Here is a 17,244-nt window from a genome sequence, read left to right as displayed (position 1 = left end):
ACACTTTCATAAATCTTATTTAATTCTTTTTAATTTACTACTTTATATAAGTAATGTTTATCATTTTAGCGATTCCTTTTCTAACAGAAAAGCACAGTGTTTTGTATGGTATTGAATACATCTCAATACTTCCAAAAAGTGGATTCTTTTTAATCCAGAAAATCCTCTAATAGATCAAGAATAAATTTGACAGTAGACTTTCATGTTAATCCAAAACATCTTTTATTTTTTTCTTTGAAAATAAAACAATAAAGATTCTGAAAAAAAGTGATACTATCTTCATCCCCAATTTTGTTTTCTCAATTTCCATCAACATTTTGAATCTATTTGATTGCAATATTGCCCTGTTGTGACTTAACTCATTCCTATTCCGGACCAACTCTTCATAATCAGTAATAAATGGCTCAAAATACTCATTTAAGACTTCATTTCTCTCGTTAGAATTATCTTCCAGAAAACTTATACCATCTAAATAAAAAACAGAAAGTACACCATCCACTTTCAAATAGCTACAATCGTATTTAAATAATGCCAATATAGAAAACTTCCAATCGGAGACAATTCTCATATTCTCATCATAAAGTCCAACTTTATCAAACAAGTTTTTCTTTATAATAGTATTGGGATGAGATAAGGAACTTAAATAAAGATCCGAAAAAGTCAATTTACGAGGGTATTTAACTATTTCAGAAAATTGATCACCTACCCTGTATTCATCGAAACATATCATATCAAATTCACCTGCAAAGGAATGATATTTTTCCAGTACTTGATTGTTGTATAAATGATCCCCACTATTCAAAAACAGCAAATATTCCCCATTTGCCACTTTAATGGCTTTATTCATAGCATGGTAAATCCCTCTATCAGGCTCGCTAATGCAATAATCTATTTTATCACTTTGAATTTCTATATAACTAGCACTTCCATCAATAGAACCTCCATCAATAACAATGTACTCGAACTCTTGCCAAGTTTGATTGACCACACTTTCTATGGTACGTTTCAACCCTTCGATGTTGTTATAATTAATAGTGATTATTGATAATTTAGTCATTATTTATTAATTTTAAAATTTTGGCTTAATCTATCAAAAGTGATTACGGATGGATAACCAAAATAATGTTTTTTTTGTTTAATAATTCCCTTAAAATAAACTTTATTGGCGATTTTTTTTATAAAAACAAAATGAAACTTACTTATTGTAGCATTATATTTTTTTATTTTCCTTACTAAATCTTGTTCTTCTTTTGGCAGATTACATTCCAATTCTTCTTTAATTTTAGTTCTCGCCTCTTCCATATACTGATCTAAAAATTCTAAAGACAATTGCCCTTTGGCCCGTTGTCTGAAACCTCCCAAAAGAGCACTTGTTACAAACAATTTTTCATATCTAAAAAAGCGAAGCCACAATTCTAAATCACCAGCATATTTCATTTCAACATCAATTTTACTCCCCGATTTTTCCCACAAAGAGCGTCTCCAAAACACTGATTCTTGCTGAATCCATTCAAAATTCCCTAAATAATAATCTAATTTAGACCATCTTTTAATTCCACTCACATCCACCGTTCTACCCATCTCGTCAAAAGTGGACGGAATTCCTTGCAACCAGTTTACTTCATTAAATTTAAATATTTCAGCTATAGAGAAAAAAGCTTTGGGGTGATATAAATCATCTGAATTTATCCAAGCCATTATTTCGCCCGTTGATTGGTCAAATCCTTTTTGGACAGCATCGTACAAACCTTTATCTGGTTCACTTATCCAATAAGCTAATTGGCTTTCATATTTTTTAATAATCGAAACCGAATTATCCGTACTACCACCATCAATGATAATATATTCTAAATTAGGATAGTCTTGAGACAAAACAGATTGTATGGTTTCCTCAAGATATGTTTCTCCGTTGAAATTTGGGGTAATTATGGATATTCTGGGATGATTCATTGTGAATTGATTTTTGTTCTACTCAAACATATTAATCTTTTTTAATATGATATATCTGAAATTCCCCAACAAAATCTAATTTGCTTCATTTCAGTAAAAACAGCATCGATAGACTCTATAGCAATCTCTAAAGTAAAGGTATTATTATAGTGCCTTTTTACATTATTATTTTTATCTAATAGCATCGTAATAATAGCATTAGTAATATCATCGGGTAATAAAGGATTGAAATAATAAGCATAATCTCCTAATTGCTCTTTATGTCCAGCTAAATCTGAACAAGCAACTGGACAGCCCAAGGCAGCAGCCTCTAATAACGGCATATTAGTAGGCCCTAAAAACGTAGGCATAACCAATCCCATAGAATTTAGATATAACCATTTTAGTTCTTCGTTAGAAACGAAACCGTAATCGACCACTTCTTTATCTAGATTCAACTCTTTTATTACACTTAATATATAAGATTTATTTCCTTTGTCTGAACCAGTTAAAAATAGTTTTAAATTAGGATGCTTTTTTTGAACTTCTTTAAATGCCAACAACAAATTATAATGATTTTTATGAGCCCAATATTGTGCTGGATAATGAATAAACTCTACGTCTGATTGTGTGTTTTTTGGTCGTTGAGAAACAATTTTACTGTTTATTATTTCTGATGGAAACATAGGGATTACTTTTGTTCTATTCCGATTAATACCCAAATAGTTTTCTGCATCTGCTTTTCCTACTTTAGATTCGCAAAACACCATTAATGCTTTTTGAGGGTAACTGTTGTAATCGGACTGCCTACTTTCATAGATTCCATTCATACTAACTTCAGGAAAAGCATACATTGATAAATGACCAATGTCCCACAAGGTATAAATGAAAGGAAAATTAGGAAATACTACTACAGGCGTTAAATAATACATGACATCAATAACATGATTTAGTTCACTCTTGACATCCACAAAATAACGTTCTTCAATTTTTACAAAATCTGGCTCAAAAAAATCAAAGTTTAAAACTCGTCCCACTCTTCTTAAAACTTTTTTCCAAAATTCAATTTTAGGAATATGTCTTTTTGCTTGTATTTCATAAACTTTTTGTTTCGAAAAAAAAGCAACATTTACTTTATTTGAAACAAACAATATTTCTGCCTCTTTAAAATCATAGTCTTTTAATGATTGAATCATTTGAGAATAATAACTAAAACCTCCTCCCTGTTCCGGTTTATAATTATCCAATAACCAAACTCCTACTCTTAATTTTCTCATCTCAAAAGTACTTCACAAACAATTCTTAACTCTTTATCACTCAATCCCAACCCACTAGGTATGTAAAATCCGTTGCGGGCTAACCTCTCAGCGACAGGATAACTTTCATTTTTAAAAAAGCCCATTTTTTTAAAAACTGGTTGTTCATGCATGCACCAAAAAAATGGTCGTGTAACTATTTTTGCATCAGCCAGTTTTTTTACCATTAATTCTTGTTGCACTTCAGTATCTGCTACTAACCCAAACACCCAATAAATATTTTCTGCATATACTGTTTCTTCCAAAGGGAGCTGAAAACCAACTATATCCTTTAAATATTGGTGATACTGCTTACCTATTTCTCTTTTTCTTTGAATATGATAATCCATTTTTTCCAACTGGGCAACACCCAAAGCCGCCTGGAGATTCGTCATTCTGTAATTCCAACCGAGTTCATTATGGATAAATCGTCTTCCCTTTGGTTCAAAAGCTAAATTTCGAAGTTTTTTGCACTGTTCTGCGATATTTTCATCATTACAAACAAGCATTCCTCCTTCTCCTGTTGTGATGTGTTTGTTGGGATAAAAACTAAAAATACTAATATCTCCAAAACTACCGCACATTTTCCCTTTATAGGTTTGCCCATGCATTTCGGCTGCGTCTTCAATAAGTTTTAAATTATATTTTTTGCATAATGCCAAAACTGGATCCATATCCACAGGCAATCCATAAATATGAACAACAAGTATGGCTTTGGTTTTAGGAGTAATTTTTGCCTCAATTTGAGTTACATCCATATTCCAAGTAATGGGATCACTATCAACTAAAACAGGTACAGCTCCTGCGGTCACTACTGATTGGGCTGGAGAAATAATAGTAAATGTTGGCATAATAACCTCATCTCCTTCACCTAAGCCCAATGATTTGACAGCAATATCCAAAGCAGCCGAACCATTAGCAACAGCTATTCCATGACTTCTATTTACATATTGAGCAAACTCAGTTTCAAATCGAGTTACAAAAGGACCTTCAGACGAAATCCAGCCTGTTTCAATACATTCGGTAACATATTTTAATTCATTTCCAGATAAGAGTGGCGTGTTTACGGGAATCATTTTCTATATTTTTTTAAGATAAAAAACACACCCCAAGTTTCTTCGGAAGCTGTATTTTCTGTTAAAAATTCTTCGGTTAAAACTACTTCAAATCCTGTGAATGCAGCCAGCATTTTGATTTCAGGAATCGAAAAATGACGCATTAAATGTTCCTCTGTAATAGTTTCTGAGATTTGAGTTTTTTTATCTTTGATAATTACATCAAAATTAACGGCTACTAGGTTTTTAGCAGATTCCGTTTTTGATTCTGCTAATCTAATAATTTCTATAGTATCGTTCTCTAAACGCTTGATTCTGGTTTCTGGTTTCTGATGGTAAACTGCAGGAGAATACCAAATATCAAACATAAAAACACCATCAGATTTCAATTGTTGATGTACCCTTTTAAAACAATTAATCAAGGATTCATTTTCAGTTAAATAAGACATAACATGAAATAAGGACAAAGCAATATCAAATTGCTGAGAAATCTCAAAAGAGGAAATATCTCCAATTGTTGGATTGAATCCTTCAATATTTTTTGATTTTGCCAAAGCCACCATTTCTGGACTTCTTTCAACACCTGTCACTTCAAAACCAGCTTTACAAAAATAGTGAGCGTGCGAACCACTTCCCGAACCTAATTCCAGAACTTGAATCGCTTTGGGATCAAATTGTTTTATCTTACTTATAACATAATCACATTCCTCTTTATAATTTTTATCTTTATATAGAAGATCATAATATTTGCTATACTGCTGAAAATTAACCATTTTACTTACAAAATTAAATCTTTTTCCTCTACTGCTGTAAATCGAACTTTATCAATATCGCCGCAATAAGGACCTTGTTTGACTTCAATCATCTCCGATTTCTCTAACATTTTGAATCCGTGTCCACCATCAGAAAGCAAGATTACATCTCCTTTTTCTAAAATAGCGCTCTTAAAGTAATTTTGTTCATTATCATAAAAATCTACTCGAACTTTACCGCTTTTTATAAAAAGAACTTCTTGAGTCAAATGCACTTCACGAGCGACTAAATTATGACGATGAGGCTCAATGACATAGCCTTCGGGTCTATTCATATAACCCAATTGTTGCGAGTCATTATCGTTTGTAAAAAACTCGATTCCTTCTTTTTTGTAGTCCGATCTAATTATTATGGCTAGTAAAAGATTTTCTGTTGTAATTTTTTCAAAAAGCACGGTATATTTTGTTTTTAATTTTATTAATTATTTTTAATCTTCGTTCCGATTTTAGTATCTCCAAAATCATTTTCTCATCGTTTGAAAAAACTTTCAATGCGTAATTTAATATCTCTTGATTATAAGAAATACATCTATCAACTCGTTTATTAAATTGACTTTTACCACTACAATTTATATAATCGGTTTTAAATTTTAATAAATTATATATTTCCCCTTTTTTTTCTTTAATTTTATCTGATGATATAGTATCGATATCCCTTCTATAATAGGCTGTTAGGAATTCCCATACCATACCATAATTCGCTTTTTTTGAAAGTTCCAAATGCAAATCTAATTCTTGAAAGGAAGGAACGTTTTCATCTAATAAATAATCATTAAAAATTTCTCTTTTAATAAGTGCTGAATTAGTATCTACATAAGTATGCTGGCGAATCAATTTTTCAAAAATAACACCTATTGTCCTCCATGTAAATATATCAATTATTTCATCATTTACATTTTTTACATGCGAAAAAGAGGTTATAATGTCAAAATCTTTATTTTGTTGAAAAGCACTCATTTTCACCTTTAAATGATGTGCATACATAATATTATCTGAATCAAAAAACTGTATAAAACCTCCCTTTGCATTTAACAAACCTGTATTTCTAGCTCCTTGTGCACCTTTTGTTCTTTCATTTATTAAGTACTTGAATCTAATGTCCTGTTTCACATATTCATCCATTAAACTATTAGTCCCATCAGTACTGCCATCATCTACAACAATACATTCCCAGTTTTGATAAGTTTGTGCTAAGATACTATCAAGCGTCTCACCAATTAAATCTGCTCTATTGTATGTGGGAATAATTATGGAAACAAGTGGGTTGTTACCTAGCATAAACAGTCATTATTTCTTTAAGATTATTCAATCGTACTTCATTAGATATTGTTTTCTTAAGCTTTTCTATGTTATCAGTAAAGTTTTTCTTTTCCTCTGTGATAATTGATTCCAAATTACATTGCCCAATTAAATCAGCATCATACGTTTTAATACCAATAGCTGTAATATATTTTTTTAAAACATTCTCATTTTTAATAAACACTGGTTTCCCAAAAGTTAAAGCAGTAACAATATTACCCCAAGCTTGTGAACGATTATGATACATATAAACAACATCCATTTCATTCACAAATTCAACATATTCTTTTCTTGGCATAAAATCGGTTATTGGATGAAAAAAATTTCCAAAAACTCTCTTCCCTTCCAGCATAACTATTCGTTTATAATAATCAGACCCATAAGATAAGACACAATAAATTTCAACATCCTTTAATCTTTTCAATTTCTCAAAAGCTTCCAAATGGTTATTCGCTTCAGTAGCAGAATTACCTACTAAAATTTTAATTACAACCGAAGTTTTTGCTTTAATATTTATTTCATTAGCCAAGTCAAAATTCAAATCATAATAACCTGCCAAGTGTTTAGCTTTAAATGTTGGATATAATTCATTTACTTTTTCTATTTCACCAGTATTAAATTGTCCACAAATTATATAATCAATTCGCTCAACTTGTTTCTTTTTATGTTCATATTGCTGTCTCACAATAACAGGGTATCTCAAAACATTTTTTATAGTACGAATCGTTTTAAAAATATTTTTTTGCCAAATAATTTTAGGATATGATTGTTTTTTAATAATCGAATACGTTTTTTTATCATAAATCCATTTAGCATGATGCCAAAAAGGTTCTTCGTACATCTCTCCTCCCCAAAAAAAAACAATTAATTTATTAGGCAAATCATAAACCAAATCAGCAATCCACTTATCGTACCAATGTATAAAAATTGTATCTGTTGGATTTAACGATTGGAGTTTATTCTTCAATCTTAATTTGTCATGACCAAGATATTCTATGAGTTTATCCGTTGTTAAATAATTTGTTTCTCCTTTATCTCCTCTAAACCAAAAAACATTATTATTTTCCTCCCCAATAGCATACACATCTGCAATAAAAGAATCCAAAAACTTATCTTGAATCATTATGTGGTAGTTCATAGAATTATTCTTTTATCACATTTATAATCAATTCCAAATCCGCATCAGACAACTCGTAATAAAATGGCAATCGCAACAACCTGTCTGAATATTGATTACTGAAAATCAAATCATTTCCTAAATATTTCTCATTGTAAAAGGAACTTTTATGTAAACTCAAATAATGAAAAACCGCATTAATGCCTTTATTTTTTAAACGACTAATACATCCGTTCCTTTTTTCTAAAGATTCAAAAACCAAATAAAACATATGGGCATTATTTGTCGCATAATTGGGTATTTGAGGCAACTTAAAACTACCCTTAACTGTAACCTTTTTTAAGCCCTCATAATACTGATTCCATATAGTTTTTCGCTTTTCTTGGATATTGTCTAAATGTTCTATTTGAGCCCAAAGAAAAGCAGCAATAACCTCTGAAGGTAAAAAGGAGGAACCAATATCTACCCAGCCGTATTTATCAATTTCACCTCTAAAAAAAGCAGCTCGATTAGTTCCTTTCTCCCATATAATTTCACCCCGTTGAGCAAATTGAGCATCGTTTATAACTAACATTCCTCCTTCACCCGAAATAATATTCTTGGTTTCATGGAAAGAAAAAGCAGCTAAATGTCCTATCGAACCCAAAGCTTTTCGCACTCCATCTCTCCCAATATAAAAACTATCTATAGCTTGAGCGGCATCTTCTATAACATATAAATTATATTTATTTGCCAGATCCATAATCTTATCCATATCACAAGCCACGCCTGCATAATGCACAGGAACAATGGCTTTTGTTTTGGATGTAATTAATGATTCTAGTGTACTCACATCTATATTCGGATTTTGGGCATTCGAATCAGCGAAAATAATTTTTGCTCCTCGCAATACAAAGGCATTGGCAGTAGAAACAAAAGTATAAGAAGGCATAATCACCTCATCGCCAGACTGAATATCAATTAAAATTGCTGCCATTTCTAAGGCATCTGTACATGAGGTAGTAAGCAAACATTTGCCAAAACCATACTTTTGCTCAAAAAACTGCTGACACCGTTGTGTATATTTTCCATTGCCCGATATTTTACCAGATGCAACTGCATCGGTAATATATTGGGTTTCTTTTCCAGTGAGATAGGGTTTATTGAATCCAATGTGTTTGTAAATCATGTTGCTATAATTGTATATTTCTTGTTTTTCAATTTAAGAAAAGGTTTCTCTAAAATAAAATATGAAAGAGCACTACACAATATTGTTATAAAAATGACACTAAAATATAAAATAACATTATTGAAATATAAATTATTAACTTTAAAATATAATAACACAGATCCTATGATTAAACCATGATAGACGTAAAGTCCATAAGATATTCTACCTAAAAAATTCATTACCTTGTTTTCCAATATATATGATTTCCTTTTACTTGTTGCAACATTCATTATTATGATAATAAAAAAAACAGAGTAAACCAACTGAGTGAATTCTCCAAATTTGATATCAAAAAAACAAAATAAAAAAACAGATAAAAGAGTAATTCGATATGTTATACTTGCATGAATATTTTTTAAATAAACTGACTTATGATAATACAAACAAGCACCAATTCCTCCCACTAACATACAATCAATTCGAAATAGATTAAAATAATTATAAAGAAAAATTAAAAAAGACAATTGGCATTTTGTCCCTAAAAAGAAAACAATCAGTTTGATTGTATTAAACAGAATAATCCCAATTACTAATATTTTCGACGATAATACAGAGAACTTATTTAAAACATGAGGATAGATTAAATAAAAATGTTCTTCGGAACTAACTGACCATAATGGTGCTGCGCCAAAAACAGCTGGATTTACTATAAGGGCAACATTTGCTAACATTGATATAAAATAAAAAAAATTACTCAAATTAACCCCATCAAAATTCAATCCAACAGCTGTAAATGAAAAGTTGGGTGTTATTAAAAATGATATAAAGACTATTAAAAAATAAAGTGGCCATATTCTAAGTATTCTTCTAAAATAAAATTTTTTAACGTTGACCTTGCTCTTTTGTTTTTTCTCTAACATCAACAAATAAGTTAGCAGGAAACCACTCAGAGTAAAAAAAAATGTCACCCCCATTCCGCCCATATTTTCAATTACTGGCAAATGAAAATAATTATCCATTTTGGCTATTAATTTAAATTGCTCAATATGATGTATAATTACAGTTAATGCTGCTAAAAATCTTAAACCATTTAATCCTGGGAAATAAATTGTTTCTTTCATTTTTCTAAAATTGCTAAACCAAAGCCTGTTTTCCCATAGTCATTTCCATTATAAAGCATATACTTATCGTTCTTATGCTCAAATACAAAGGGGTAACAAATCATTTCCGAATCCCATCCTGTTTTCGATACATCAATCCCAACTTTATTATGCTTGCACTCCCAACGAATTCCATCGCCACTATGAGAATATCCTATCCTATATTTAGTTCCATCACCACTTCGATATGAATACCACATATGATAGCCTGAATCAACAATTAATACAGAAGGCTTAGAAAATGCTTGAGCGACTCCAATTTCATACGGTATTGCTATTCCATGTTTTTCCCAATTTTCACCATCAATCGATGTAGCGTATTTAATCACATGTATCATTTCCTCATTCTCAGAAGTCCAATCTATTGTTGAACCATACCACATTTTATAAATGCCTTCATGAAACATGACCCAAGGATAAGACAGACTTATTTTATCCTCTTCATCTATTTCCATAAACGCATGAACAGGATCTAACAATAATGTTTTTTTATCAATCACTTCTAATCTTCCCACATCTCCTCTCCAATGTTCTCCATCCTTAAATTGCCAACCCATAAAAAGAATATAATCTTTATTATTTTGAGTATAACAATTCCCTATACTAACTCCATGAGAATAAAAACTTTCTTTTTTACCATAAGAAAAAACAACTTCATCTGGATTATTAATGTTTTCTAAAGTAACTATATCTATATCAACAAAAGATACTGAGGATTTATTTAAACTATTTCTTGCACTATAAAATATTCTAAATACATTTTCATTAAGATGAATTGCAAGTGGATTAGAGGCATGAGAAATAATTTCTTCACAACTACTTGAAACCTTATATATTTGACCTAGTTTATTCCATTTCATATTATTAATCTAGTAACACTATTGGCAAAGGAGAATGATCTTTTAGATTAATACTCCTTCAAATTTTATTTAAAAATCATCTGTTAAATTTATTGTTTCTCCATTCTTTATCACTCGATGGAGTGTTAGACTGGTAACCCAAGAATTTTGATAGAAACTCATCCTCAGAATATTTTCCATTTAAAGCTGTATATAAATTAATTTGTTGTTTTAAAATTGGAACAACATATACATTATTAATTGCTCTTCTTGTAAAACTGGAAGAATTGAATCCAGCCCTATGAAAAAGCATTGAGTCAAATAAAATTACCGAGCCCGCTTTTGCAATTATTTGTTTACTATATTTTTCTACATATTGAGATGAAGGGATTGATTCTACTCTATGAGAATGTGGCAAAACAAATGTGCCACCAGATTCATTTGTAAAATCATCAATACAATATAATGCTCCTATCGCAAGTGGTTTAGAGATCACAAAATTTTGATAAGGCAAATCACGATGCCAAGAACTTTGATGATGCTCTTCATTCTCTGTGTTTATTATACCATTCTGTAGATGTAGAATAAAATAATTTCCAATAACTTTTTCTACTACCTCAAGAATCTTTTTATTAATAGCAAGATTTAAAAAATATTCGTCATAAACTAAAGGACATCTTACTAAATTCTGTTCATTAATCATTTTCAATTTCTCTTCACCAAATTCTTCTTTTTGTTTTTCATAAACAGCATCAAGTCGAATTCTGCACTCTGACAGCTCCTGAAAATCTAATACATTTTCTAATAACGAAAAACCATTTATTTGCAACTCTTCTAAATGCGAATCAACTAAATTGTTAAGTTCCGTTTGATTATTGACCCCATATGATTTTTCAACATTCATATTAAAGTTTTATTAAATTGCTTTTTTTATCAAGTTTTGTCGATTTTGCAGGTACATATATAGAAGCTTCTTCTGTATTCTTTGTTATAATTGCTCCAGCACCTACAAGAGTTTCTTTGGCGATGGTTACCTGATGCCCAATCGTTGCATTAACACCTATAAAACAGTTTGGCTCAACCACACAATGTCCTGATATAACTACATGTGAACTAATAAAATTATGACTTTCAATAACAGAATGATGCCCTATATGATTGCCACTCCATAAAGTAACATTATCGCCTATCTTTACATAAGGCTGAATAGTGTTATCTTCCAAAATAAAAGCATTATCACCAGGAGGGAATTGAGACAAATAACTGCAATGGGAACTTATATAAGAAGCTATTGTATAATTCATTTCCTTAGCTTTCAAATACTTTATTTCTCTAAGCTTATTCATTTTTGCATAACTTAAAGCAATAAACATTTCAACCTCATTAGGAGAAAAATGTTTTTCAACATCTTCAAAAGATACTAACGGTAGATTCTCAAAAGTTGGGGCTAAACAATAGTCTTTATCAACTGTAAAGCCAACCACTTCATAGGAAGAATCAATGTCAAAATAATATTTTGCCAATTGAGCAATATCTCCTGTTCCAAATATGACTACTTTTTTTGTTTTCATTTTCTAACAATTATTGAAAATTCATAAAGATTATAATCGTGTAATAAAGCTACATTCTTTGAAAAATGTTTTTTACAGTAATCAAACATGAACAAAGGATCTGCATAATATAAATAATCTTTCATATACTCTTTATCCGAATATTTTGTCAAAACATTAAAAGAAAATCCTTTGACGCAGTTTTCATCAATTTTTTTTAATGTTTCTAAAATATAAGTCAGCCAATCTTCATTGGTATTTTCAAGTTTTACATTAAATATACCGCTTGCAATAACATAGTCTGTTTTTTCTATTGGAAGACTGGTTGCCCATTTAACATTTTCTTGCGTAGAAAATTTATTTAATGCTGTAGCAATCATATCTTCTGACACATCAAATCCAATATATTCAAAAGACTGATATTTAGTTTCAAAATAAGCTAACATCGAACCAAAACCACAACCAAAATCAAGAATTGAAAAATGTTCTTCTTCGTTTATTAAATTTGAAAGTACCTCAAACCTTAATTCCTGAGATGCAGTGGAATTCCAATCAACTCCTTGAGGAGTAGCTCCAAACTGTTTAATTTTTGATGAATAATACCCTTTTATCTGGTCTTCTATTTTATTCATTATAAGAAGATTTTAAAAAATTAGCCGCATTTTCTCCTTCACAAAAAATCAAATCCAAAATTGAAACTCCATGATCAAATGGTGGATATAATTGTTGATATTCTGTATATCCTGAATAATCGAAATAATTAATCTTTACTCCTGCTTCATCAAAAATTTGTTCATCCATATATGCTTTCGCAGCTGGTCCTGAATAATAGTCAGTCCCTTTCAGTGTTAAACAAATATCCAATAACCGCTCAGAACGTTCTTCTTTTAGTTCAAATTCAGAAGAGAAACGAATATTTGTTCTTATTTTAAGTATTTCACAAATAGCATTAATAAAACGAAAATTAATTTCTGTTAAATATAGTGATGTTGAATTTAAGTATAATTCTTCGAAAAAATCCTTATAATCTATAAAATTTTTAGATTTAATATAATTCTGCTTAAGAGTATTCCAATGATCTTTATTCCAATTTTTATCCGAAATTTTGGTTTCATTAATCTTTTGAAAATATTTTCCTTTAACTTCAACAGGAATTGTCAACCATTTATTTCCATTAGGAGTTTTAATAATATTTCTGTTTCTCCAATCCCTGCGGGTAAATTGCATATCATCATAAATCACAAACTCATCAGCTAATGCAATAGCATCAAAATAACCTTTCCAAGGAATATAATTAGATTGGGTTATTACTATTTTTTTCATCAGGAGACATTAGCATTAATAGTCCAAGGCAAAGAAGGTCTTATCATCCCGTTCACCTTTCCTAAATAACCCGATTCTCTTTTGACATCCTTAACCTCAAAAGTCAATAATTCTTCATCACTGTATAAATTGCTCATTGCATTCGTATGAAAATAGGCGTGAATTTGGTACACATCATCGTTTAAGAAATTAGCTGGAATTTGACAGCTTATTTCTATAACTTTTCCAATACTACAATCAAATTTTCCGCCACTGCCAAAAACCACATCACCTTTTATCGTTCGCAAATCATAGCCAATAGAAATCCTCTCCTGATTGGTTTGATTGACAATTTTCATCCTAAAGTCAATCGCCGAAGTTACATCAATTACTTCATCTTTATCTAAGCCTGAAGCATTTTCAACAGCGGCATAAAGAATTTTTATGTTTTCATTTCCTTTAGCATTATCAATACTATCAAAAATAATTTTTCTCTCAGAAAAAGAAGTACTTTGTAAATAATCTGATATAATTTTAGTAGGATTTCCATCTCCGATAATACTACCGTTTTGCATACTTATTACTCGTGTACAAAGCGTTTCAACCGCCGCCATATTATGACTCACAAACAGCACAGTTCTTCCTCCCCCTTTAGAAATATCCTTCATCTTGCCAATGGCTTTTTTCTGAAAATCAGCATCTCCCACAGCTAATACCTCATCAACAATCAAGATTTCTGGCTCTAAAAAGGCGGCTACAGCAAAAGCCAATCGTACATACATACCGCTACTGTAGCGTTTTACAGGTGTATCTATGTAACGTTCACAGCCGGAGAATTCTATAATTTCATCGAGTTTTGAGGCAATTTCTTTTTTAGTCATGCCCAAAATAGCTCCGTTCAGGAAAATGTTTTCCCGCCCAGTCATTTCGCCATGGAATCCCGTTCCTACTTCTAGTAATGAAGCTACACGCCCGCCAAATTTTATTTTTCCTATTGTTGGTGCTGTCACTCGCGATAAAATCTTGAGTAAAGTCGATTTACCTGCGCCATTCTTACCAATAATGCCCAACACTTCACCACGTTCCACTTCAAAATTAATATCCTGAAGAGCCCAAACATACTCTGAAGTACCTTTCGTAGAACGATCATTCACCTCTCCAATTTTTAGATAAGGATCTTCTTTCCCTCGAATGCTATGCCACAATCGATTCAAATCATGACTCAATGTCCCTGTACCTACTAGCCCCAAACGGTATTGCTTAGAGATATTTTCGGCTTTTAATATAATGTCTTTCACAGTTATCAGTTATCAGTATGAGTACTCGGTTCTTCACTCATTCCTATTCTTTACTCTTTGTTCTTTACTCTTTGTTCTTTACTCTTTACACTGTATCTATAAAACTTTTCTCTGTCTTGTTGAAAATCAATAGTCCCACAAAAAAGACTCCTACAGTTACAAAAAAAGTATAAACCAATCCAAAAACTGAAATTTCTCCAACACCCAATAACATGTAGCGGGAAGTTTCTATCAGATAAGCAAGCGGATTATAGTCTACAAGCCAGCCATAATCCGGCAGTTTTTGCTTTATCAGTTCCATTGGATACATTACTGCCGACAAATACATTAACAATTGTACTCCAAAACCAATTAAATTACTAAAATCACGGTATTTGGTTACCAAAGAAGAGATTAACATTCCTAATCCCAATCCCAAAATCCCCATCATTACAATCAAAATTGGGAAAAATAGAACCAAAATATTTAAACTTAAATCGGCTCCTTTTACATAAAAATAAATATAGAAAGCTACAAAAATTAAAAACTGAATCCCAAATTTTATCAAATTAGAAATTACAATAGACAAAGGTGTTATAATTCTAGGGAAATAAACTTTTCCAAAAATACCTGCATTGCTGGAGAATGTGTTAGAAGTTCCATTTAGACAAGCAGTAAAATAATTCCAAACAGTAATTCCAGCCAAATTAAACAGAAATGGAGGTACAACTCCAGTATCTATTCCAGCTACATTATTAAAAATTATAGTAAAAGTAACCGATGTAAACAAAGGCTGAATTAAATACCACAGTGGTCCTAAAATAGTTTGTTTGTAAACTGTGATTACATCCCTTTTTACAAAAAGAAATAGCAAATCTCTGTATTGCCAAACCTCTTTAAGGTTTAAAGTAAAAAATTTATTCTTTGGAGTTATTTCAAACAGCCAATTGGTATTTGGAGTGGTATTATTATTCATTAGTATTTGTAGCAAAAAACAATATGCATAATATTTATCATTAATATATAAAGCAAAAGTATAATTTTCAAAAGAGTGATGTTATCTGTAGCGTGTAATTATTGTATGGAACAAATTCTATAAATCGTTTTATGATCTCCAAACCAAAAAACAATAACTGATTTTTTTGAATTCCTTTTTTAAACAATTTCCAGACACAATCTTCAAATAAACGGCACAGCTTCGCGATTCAGACTCACATTCTCAGTTGAATTCAAATGAACTTTTTATCGGCAAATATACTTAAATTAACTTATGAGTTTAATTATTAAAAAAGACAATTACAGTTTTTTTGTGTACGAAAAAACAAACAATAAAAGTAAATAGGACTAAATGTAATAAAGAAGCCACTGCCTAATATGTTCCTGTACTTGAAAGACGACAAGATACTCAGGTACCACGAATTCTCTGGAATCATTTTTTGGGCATTTAAAGAGCAATCTAAATATTCACAGAGGATTAAGTTTGGTAAACTGCAAGAACTTACTCAAATGGCAGCTGTATTATAGAAATCAAACTTAGGATAGGTTTTTTTAGCCATTAGATACATCAAATCTACAGCTGATGGATTGCTCCTCAGCAGAGCCGATTTCCTCTTCATTTTGATTTTGAAACATAATCAATCTAAAATGAAAATCTGCCAACTATTTTTGACTACATTACCCAAAAAAGAAAGAGCCCTTTGGGGCTCTTTCTTTTTTGAATTAATAGATTATTTATAAATGATTATTAATTAGTTTTTCAAGTCGCTGCATCATTTCATCTTTCTCTTTCAGCATTCGCTCGTATAAAGCTATCTTGTCATCGTAAAGTTGGACAATCTTATCAATTGGATTAAATGTACAATTATCATTCTTTTGATAGCCAATTGCACCGTTGTCAAACTTATTAGAAATGATATTTACTGCCTGTTCCTCATCAAAGTTCTGAAACGCTTCAACAGGAATTCTTAATGAGTTTGATATTTGTTTTAGCAGACTATCCTCAATAACATCTTTCTGCTCTAACATAGAAATTTTCTTCTGATTCCAGTCTTCACCCAAATCATAAGCCAATGCCTCTTGCTTGATGCCAAGCATCTCTCTGAAACGTTTTACGTTTCTTCCCTGATGTATTTTTTGTTCCATAATGAATAACGTTTTCTAAAGGCTCAAAGATAAAGCCATTTGGATTAAAAAGTCTGAATTCCAAAGATAAAAAAATATCCCGTAAAGTATCCTTTTGTCAGATATTATAGTCACATATAGAATAGTTTATCCTTTTCAAAGATTGAACTTCGCTGTTAAATTTTAAGCTTACCACCATGAAAAAGAATAAAATCTGTATAGTTATTTCAGGACGGATCAATTGTTTCGTACTAGACAGACCGTCTTCCATGCTTAAAAATGAATTAAATCTTCCGAATCGTTGATTTATTTTTTGACAACAAATAAAAAATTGTAAT

General features: G+C 30.8%; 18 protein-coding genes. All 18 read right to left on the bottom strand.

Annotated elements, in window-relative coordinates; translation table 11 throughout:
- Positions 1-205 precede the first annotated feature (205 nt).
- A complete protein-coding gene (locus CLU83_RS20965; protein ID WP_100433394.1) occupies positions 206-1,057 on the bottom strand; it encodes a glycosyltransferase family 2 protein in 852 nt (283 codons plus the stop codon).
- Positions 1,057-1,950: a glycosyltransferase family 2 protein gene (locus tag CLU83_RS20960; protein ID WP_100433393.1), complete on the bottom strand. Its 894-nt coding sequence runs from the start codon at positions 1,948-1,950 to the stop codon at positions 1,057-1,059. The genes CLU83_RS20965 and CLU83_RS20960 overlap by 1 nt, the downstream gene beginning before the upstream one ends.
- A gap of 41 nt (positions 1,951-1,991) precedes the next feature.
- Positions 1,992-3,206 (bottom strand): glycosyltransferase, encoded by a 1,215-nt coding sequence (locus CLU83_RS20955; protein ID WP_100433392.1) that lies wholly within the window; start codon positions 3,204-3,206, stop codon positions 1,992-1,994.
- Positions 3,203-4,300 carry a DegT/DnrJ/EryC1/StrS aminotransferase family protein gene (locus CLU83_RS20950; RefSeq protein ID WP_100433391.1) on the bottom strand — a complete coding sequence of 366 codons (1,098 nt, stop codon included), beginning with the start codon at positions 4,298-4,300 and terminating at the stop codon, positions 3,203-3,205. The genes CLU83_RS20955 and CLU83_RS20950 overlap by 4 nt, the downstream gene beginning before the upstream one ends.
- Positions 4,297-5,052, bottom strand: a complete 756-nt coding sequence (locus tag CLU83_RS20945; RefSeq protein ID WP_100433390.1) for a class I SAM-dependent methyltransferase — start codon at positions 5,050-5,052, stop codon at positions 4,297-4,299. Before CLU83_RS20945 ends, CLU83_RS20950 begins: the two co-directional genes overlap by 4 nt.
- Positions 5,053-5,057: 5 nt before the next feature.
- The gene (locus CLU83_RS20940; protein ID WP_100433389.1) at positions 5,058-5,486 is read right to left on the bottom strand and encodes a hypothetical protein; all 429 of its coding nucleotides are present in this window, start codon (positions 5,484-5,486) and stop codon (positions 5,058-5,060) included.
- Complete coding sequence (locus CLU83_RS20935) at positions 5,476-6,369, bottom strand: glycosyltransferase family 2 protein (protein WP_100433388.1); 894 nt, start codon at positions 6,367-6,369, stop codon at positions 5,476-5,478. Before CLU83_RS20935 ends, CLU83_RS20940 begins: the two co-directional genes overlap by 11 nt.
- Positions 6,359-7,528 (bottom strand): TDP-N-acetylfucosamine:lipid II N-acetylfucosaminyltransferase, encoded by a 1,170-nt coding sequence (locus tag CLU83_RS20930; RefSeq protein WP_100433387.1) that lies wholly within the window; start codon positions 7,526-7,528, stop codon positions 6,359-6,361. Before CLU83_RS20930 ends, CLU83_RS20935 begins: the two co-directional genes overlap by 11 nt.
- Before the next feature lie 4 nt (positions 7,529-7,532).
- Positions 7,533-8,675 carry a dTDP-4-amino-4,6-dideoxygalactose transaminase gene (gene rffA / locus CLU83_RS20925; RefSeq protein ID WP_100433386.1) on the bottom strand — a complete coding sequence of 381 codons (1,143 nt, stop codon included), beginning with the start codon at positions 8,673-8,675 and terminating at the stop codon, positions 7,533-7,535.
- Complete coding sequence (locus CLU83_RS20920) at positions 8,672-9,778, bottom strand: acyltransferase (protein ID WP_100433385.1); 1,107 nt, start codon at positions 9,776-9,778, stop codon at positions 8,672-8,674. The genes rffA and CLU83_RS20920 overlap by 4 nt, the downstream gene beginning before the upstream one ends.
- Complete coding sequence (locus CLU83_RS20915) at positions 9,775-10,677, bottom strand: hypothetical protein (RefSeq protein WP_100433384.1); 903 nt, start codon at positions 10,675-10,677, stop codon at positions 9,775-9,777. The genes CLU83_RS20920 and CLU83_RS20915 overlap by 4 nt, the downstream gene beginning before the upstream one ends.
- Positions 10,678-10,753: 76 nt before the next feature.
- Positions 10,754-11,560 (bottom strand): phytanoyl-CoA dioxygenase family protein, encoded by an 807-nt coding sequence (locus tag CLU83_RS20910; RefSeq protein WP_100433383.1) that lies wholly within the window; start codon positions 11,558-11,560, stop codon positions 10,754-10,756.
- Between the two features lies 1 nt (position 11,561).
- Positions 11,562-12,227 (bottom strand): acetyltransferase, encoded by a 666-nt coding sequence (locus CLU83_RS20905; RefSeq protein WP_100433382.1) that lies wholly within the window; start codon positions 12,225-12,227, stop codon positions 11,562-11,564.
- Positions 12,224-12,838, bottom strand: a complete 615-nt coding sequence (locus CLU83_RS20900; protein WP_100433381.1) for a class I SAM-dependent methyltransferase — start codon at positions 12,836-12,838, stop codon at positions 12,224-12,226. Before CLU83_RS20900 ends, CLU83_RS20905 begins: the two co-directional genes overlap by 4 nt.
- Entirely contained in the window at positions 12,831-13,529 is a 699-nt protein-coding gene (locus CLU83_RS20895; protein ID WP_100433380.1) for a WbqC family protein, read from the bottom strand. Before CLU83_RS20895 ends, CLU83_RS20900 begins: the two co-directional genes overlap by 8 nt.
- Entirely contained in the window at positions 13,529-14,806 is a 1,278-nt protein-coding gene (locus tag CLU83_RS20890) for an ABC transporter ATP-binding protein (RefSeq protein ID WP_100433379.1), read from the bottom strand. Before CLU83_RS20890 ends, CLU83_RS20895 begins: the two co-directional genes overlap by 1 nt.
- An 85-nt stretch (positions 14,807-14,891) precedes the next feature.
- Positions 14,892-15,761, bottom strand: a complete 870-nt coding sequence (locus CLU83_RS20885; protein WP_100433378.1) for an ABC transporter permease — start codon at positions 15,759-15,761, stop codon at positions 14,892-14,894.
- Positions 15,762-16,516: 755 nt separating this feature from the next.
- Positions 16,517-16,927, bottom strand: a complete 411-nt coding sequence (locus CLU83_RS20880) for a helix-turn-helix transcriptional regulator (protein WP_100433377.1) — start codon at positions 16,925-16,927, stop codon at positions 16,517-16,519.
- Positions 16,928-17,244 lie beyond the last annotated feature (317 nt).

The organism is Flavobacterium sp. 1, from assembly GCF_002797935.1.
Lineage (GTDB): Bacteria > Bacteroidota > Bacteroidia > Flavobacteriales > Flavobacteriaceae > Flavobacterium.
Note: the sequence above shows the minus strand (reverse complement) of the source record. Positions and strands in the feature narration are given on the sequence as shown.

Coding starts and splice junctions, on each gene's coding strand:
- CLU83_RS20965 (WP_100433394.1), bottom strand. CDS start 1,057: ATGACTAAATTATCAATAATCACTATTAATTATAACAACATCGAAGGG.
- CLU83_RS20960 (WP_100433393.1), bottom strand. CDS start 1,950: ATGAATCATCCCAGAATATCCATAATTACCCCAAATTTCAACGGAGAA.
- CLU83_RS20955 (WP_100433392.1), bottom strand. CDS start 3,206: ATGAGAAAATTAAGAGTAGGAGTTTGGTTATTGGATAATTATAAACCG.
- CLU83_RS20950 (WP_100433391.1), bottom strand. CDS start 4,300: ATGATTCCCGTAAACACGCCACTCTTATCTGGAAATGAATTAAAATAT.
- CLU83_RS20945 (WP_100433390.1), bottom strand. CDS start 5,052: ATGGTTAATTTTCAGCAGTATAGCAAATATTATGATCTTCTATATAAA.
- CLU83_RS20935 (WP_100433388.1), bottom strand. CDS start 6,369: ATGCTAGGTAACAACCCACTTGTTTCCATAATTATTCCCACATACAAT.
- CLU83_RS20930 (WP_100433387.1), bottom strand. CDS start 7,528: ATGAACTACCACATAATGATTCAAGATAAGTTTTTGGATTCTTTTATT.
- rffA (WP_100433386.1), bottom strand. CDS start 8,675: ATGATTTACAAACACATTGGATTCAATAAACCCTATCTCACTGGAAAA.
- CLU83_RS20920 (WP_100433385.1), bottom strand. CDS start 9,778: ATGAAAGAAACAATTTATTTCCCAGGATTAAATGGTTTAAGATTTTTA.
- CLU83_RS20915 (WP_100433384.1), bottom strand. CDS start 10,677: ATGAAATGGAATAAACTAGGTCAAATATATAAGGTTTCAAGTAGTTGT.
- CLU83_RS20910 (WP_100433383.1), bottom strand. CDS start 11,560: ATGAATGTTGAAAAATCATATGGGGTCAATAATCAAACGGAACTTAAC.
- CLU83_RS20905 (WP_100433382.1), bottom strand. CDS start 12,227: ATGAAAACAAAAAAAGTAGTCATATTTGGAACAGGAGATATTGCTCAA.
- CLU83_RS20900 (WP_100433381.1), bottom strand. CDS start 12,838: ATGAATAAAATAGAAGACCAGATAAAAGGGTATTATTCATCAAAAATT.
- CLU83_RS20895 (WP_100433380.1), bottom strand. CDS start 13,529: ATGAAAAAAATAGTAATAACCCAATCTAATTATATTCCTTGGAAAGGT.
- CLU83_RS20885 (WP_100433378.1), bottom strand. CDS start 15,761: ATGAATAATAATACCACTCCAAATACCAATTGGCTGTTTGAAATAACT.
- CLU83_RS20880 (WP_100433377.1), bottom strand. CDS start 16,927: ATGGAACAAAAAATACATCAGGGAAGAAACGTAAAACGTTTCAGAGAG.